Source organism: Thiobacillus sp. 65-1402 (genome assembly GCF_001897685.1).
Lineage (GTDB): Bacteria > Pseudomonadota > Gammaproteobacteria > Burkholderiales > Thiobacillaceae > Thiobacillus.
In genome coordinates this window covers 1-3,067 of sequence record NZ_MKUG01000042.1, presented here as the reverse complement: position 1 = coordinate 3,067, position 3,067 = coordinate 1, and the positions used below count along the sequence as shown (strand labels likewise).

Sequence of the window (3,067 nt, the reverse complement as noted above, 5' to 3'; positions counted from 1 at the left end):
ATGGTCGGCACGTTCTACCGCGCTCCGGCCCCGGGCTCGAAAAACTTTGCCGAAGTCGGCCAGAGCGTGAATGCCGGCGACACGCTTTGCATCATCGAGGCGATGAAACTGCTGAACGAAATCGAAGCGGACCAGGGCGGCGTCATCAAGGCCATTCTGGTCGAAAACGGCCAGCCGGTTGAATACGGCGAGCCCTTGTTTGTGATTGCCTGAGGAAGGAGTCGGGGATCAGGGGCAGGAATCAGGGGAGTGCTTCGCGCCTTATACAAATGATGCGGCAAAGCCGTTCACCCCCTGAATCCTGAATCCTGAATCCTGACCCCTCAAAACCATGTTCGAAAAAATCCTTATCGCCAACCGCGGCGAAATCGCCCTGAGAATCCAGCGCGCCTGCCGCGAAATGGGCATCAAGACGGTCGCCGTGTATTCCGAAGCCGACCGCGCCGCCAAGTACGTGAAGCTGGCCGACGAATCGGTGTGCATCGGCCCGGCGCCGTCGGCGCAGAGCTATCTGCACGTGCCCTCGATCATCGCCGCCGCCGAAGTCACCGACGCCGCCGCCATCCATCCCGGCTACGGCTTCCTGTCGGAAAACGCCAATTTCGCCGAACGCGTGGAGTCCTCCGGCTTCACCTTCATCGGCCCGCGCCCCGACAACATCCGCCTGATGGGCGACAAGGTCGCCGCCAAGCAGGCGATGATCGAAGCCAAGGTGCCGTGCGTGCCAGGCTCCGACGGCGCGCTGCCTGATGACCCGGATGAAATCATCAAGATCGCCGCGCGCATCGGCTACCCGGTGATCATCAAGGCAGCTGGCGGCGGCGGCGGGCGCGGCATGCGCGTGGTGCATACCGAGGCCGCATTGCTGAACGCGGTGACCATGACCAAGACCGAGGCCGGCGCGGCCTTCGGCAATCCCATGGTCTACATGGAAAAATTCCTGCAGACGCCGCGTCATATCGAAATCCAGATCCTCGCCGACGAGCACGGCAACGCGGTGCATCTGGGCGAACGCGACTGTTCGATGCAGCGCCGCCACCAGAAGGTGCTGGAAGAAGCCCCCGCGCCCGGACTCGACCCCAAGCTCAGGGACAAGATCGGCGAACGCTGCGCCGAGGCCTGCCGCAAGATCGGCTATCGCGGTGCCGGCACCTTCGAATTCCTCTACGAGAACGGCGAGTTCTACTTCATCGAGATGAACACCCGGGTGCAGGTCGAGCACCCGGTGACCGAGCTCATCACCGGCATCGACATCGTGCAGACGCAGATCCGCGTCGCCGCCGGCGAAAAGCTGCCGTGGAAGCAGAAGGACATCCAGTTCAAGGGCCATGCCGTCGAGTGCCGCATCAACGCCGAACACCCGACCACCTTCGTTCCCAGCCCCGGCAAGCTCACCAACTACCACGCGCCCGGCGGCCCCGGCATCCGCGTCGACTCACACGTCTACCACGGCTACTACGTGCCGCCGCATTACGATTCGATGATCGGCAAGCTGATCGCCTACGGCGACACCCGCGACCAGGCCATCGCCCGCATGCGCGGCGCGCTGATGGAGATGGTGGTCGAGGGCATCCAGAGCAACATCCCGCTGCACCAGGACCTGATGAACGACGCCGCCTTCATCGCCGGCGGCACCAGCATCCATTACCTGGAGCACAAGCTGGCCGGAGAGAAACGTGAGGAGTGAGGAGCGAGGCGGGAAACCGTCCCCCACCGTCTCACGCCTCACGCCTCACGCTTAACGCCTAACGCCTCCCTCCATGCCCTGGCAATCCGTCCGTATCCTCGTCGATTCCAAACAGGCCGAGCCGCTGTCCGATGCGCTGATGGAAGCCGGCGCGCTCTCGGTGTCGCTGGAAGACGCCGACGCCGGCACGGCGGACGAGACACCGCTGTTCGGCGAACCGGACCATCCGACCGCCGAGTTGTGGCCGCACAGCATCGCGACGGTACTGCTCGACGAACACGCCGACGTGGCGGGAATCCTGGCTACCGCGGCAAAACAGGCGGGCATTGCCGTTCCCGCCGAGTACACCATCGAAACCGTGGCCGAGCAGGACTGGGTGCGCCTCACCCAGTCGCAGTTCGATCCCATCCCGATCTCGCCGCGCCTGTGGATCGTGCCGACCTGGCACGCCGCACCCGACAGCCGCGCGATCAACCTCAAGCTCGATCCCGGCCTCGCCTTCGGCACTGGCAGCCATCCGACCACGCGGCTGTGCCTGCGCTGGCTCGACGCGCAACTTGCCGGCGGCGAAACCCTGCTGGACTACGGCTGCGGCTCGGGCATCCTCGCGATTGCCGCGGCCAAGCTCGGCGCGGCGCGGGTCGACGGTGTCGACATCGACGCCCAAGCGGTCGCCGCTTCGCGCGACAACGCCGTCCTGAATGACGTGACGGCGCACTTCTGCCTGCCCGGCGAACTCACGCCGGGCCAGTACGACGTCGTCGTCGCCAACATCCTCACCAATCCGCTCAAGGGCATGGCGCCGCTGCTGGCAGGCCGGGTGCGGGCGGGCGGGCGGCTGGTGCTGTCGGGCATCCTGGCCGAACAGGCCGACGACGTCATGGCGGTCTACCGCGACTGGTTCGTGTTCGACCCGCCCGCCATCGATGAGGGCTGGGTGCGCCTGGCAGGCCTCAAGCAGTGAGTTTTCGCACCACCTGCCCGCACTGCGCCAGCGTCTTCCGCCTTGGCGCCGACCAGCTCGACGCTGCGCAGGGCTGGGTGCAATGCAGTGTGTGTGGTGCCGCCTTCGATGCACGCCCGAGCCTGCTGCTGGAAGATGGTTCGCCGCTGCCCGCGGCGGCCGAACCCGGGCCGGTTGAAGCCTCCCCGCTGCCGGAAGCCGTTTCTGTCGCCGCGGCGGAGCCCGCCGCGGCGACAGAAACGAGCCTCGCCCTAGAGACGACCGAGACCGTGCTTGACGCGGAGGCCGCGCTAGCCGACATTCCGCGCGGCATCGCACAGCGCGAGGCCTCGCTCGATCTGGATTCGATCATCCTCATCGACCCCGAGACGCCGCCCGCGGACGACCCCGGTCCGCTGCCGCAGTTCCACACGGCG

General features: G+C 66.2%; 4 protein-coding genes. All 4 read left to right on the top strand.

The annotated features are described in order from the left end of the window. Positions 1-213, top strand: a 213-nt coding sequence (accB, locus tag BGO62_RS03430) for an acetyl-CoA carboxylase biotin carboxyl carrier protein (RefSeq protein ID WP_296639337.1), incomplete at its 5' end; no start/stop codon positions are given. 118 nt (positions 214-331) lie between these two features. Further along, on the top strand, positions 332-1,687 hold the full coding sequence (accC, locus tag BGO62_RS03425) for an acetyl-CoA carboxylase biotin carboxylase subunit (RefSeq protein WP_296639336.1): 1,356 nt from the start codon (positions 332-334) through the stop codon (positions 1,685-1,687). A gap of 73 nt (positions 1,688-1,760) precedes the next feature. Then, the gene (gene prmA, locus BGO62_RS03420; protein WP_296639335.1) at positions 1,761-2,651 is read left to right on the top strand and encodes a 50S ribosomal protein L11 methyltransferase; all 891 of its coding nucleotides are present in this window, start codon (positions 1,761-1,763) and stop codon (positions 2,649-2,651) included. Beyond that, a partial coding sequence (locus tag BGO62_RS03415; protein ID WP_296639334.1) for a zinc-ribbon domain-containing protein occupies positions 2,648-3,067 on the top strand: 420 nt, incomplete at its 3' end. The genes prmA and BGO62_RS03415, both read left to right, overlap by 4 nt.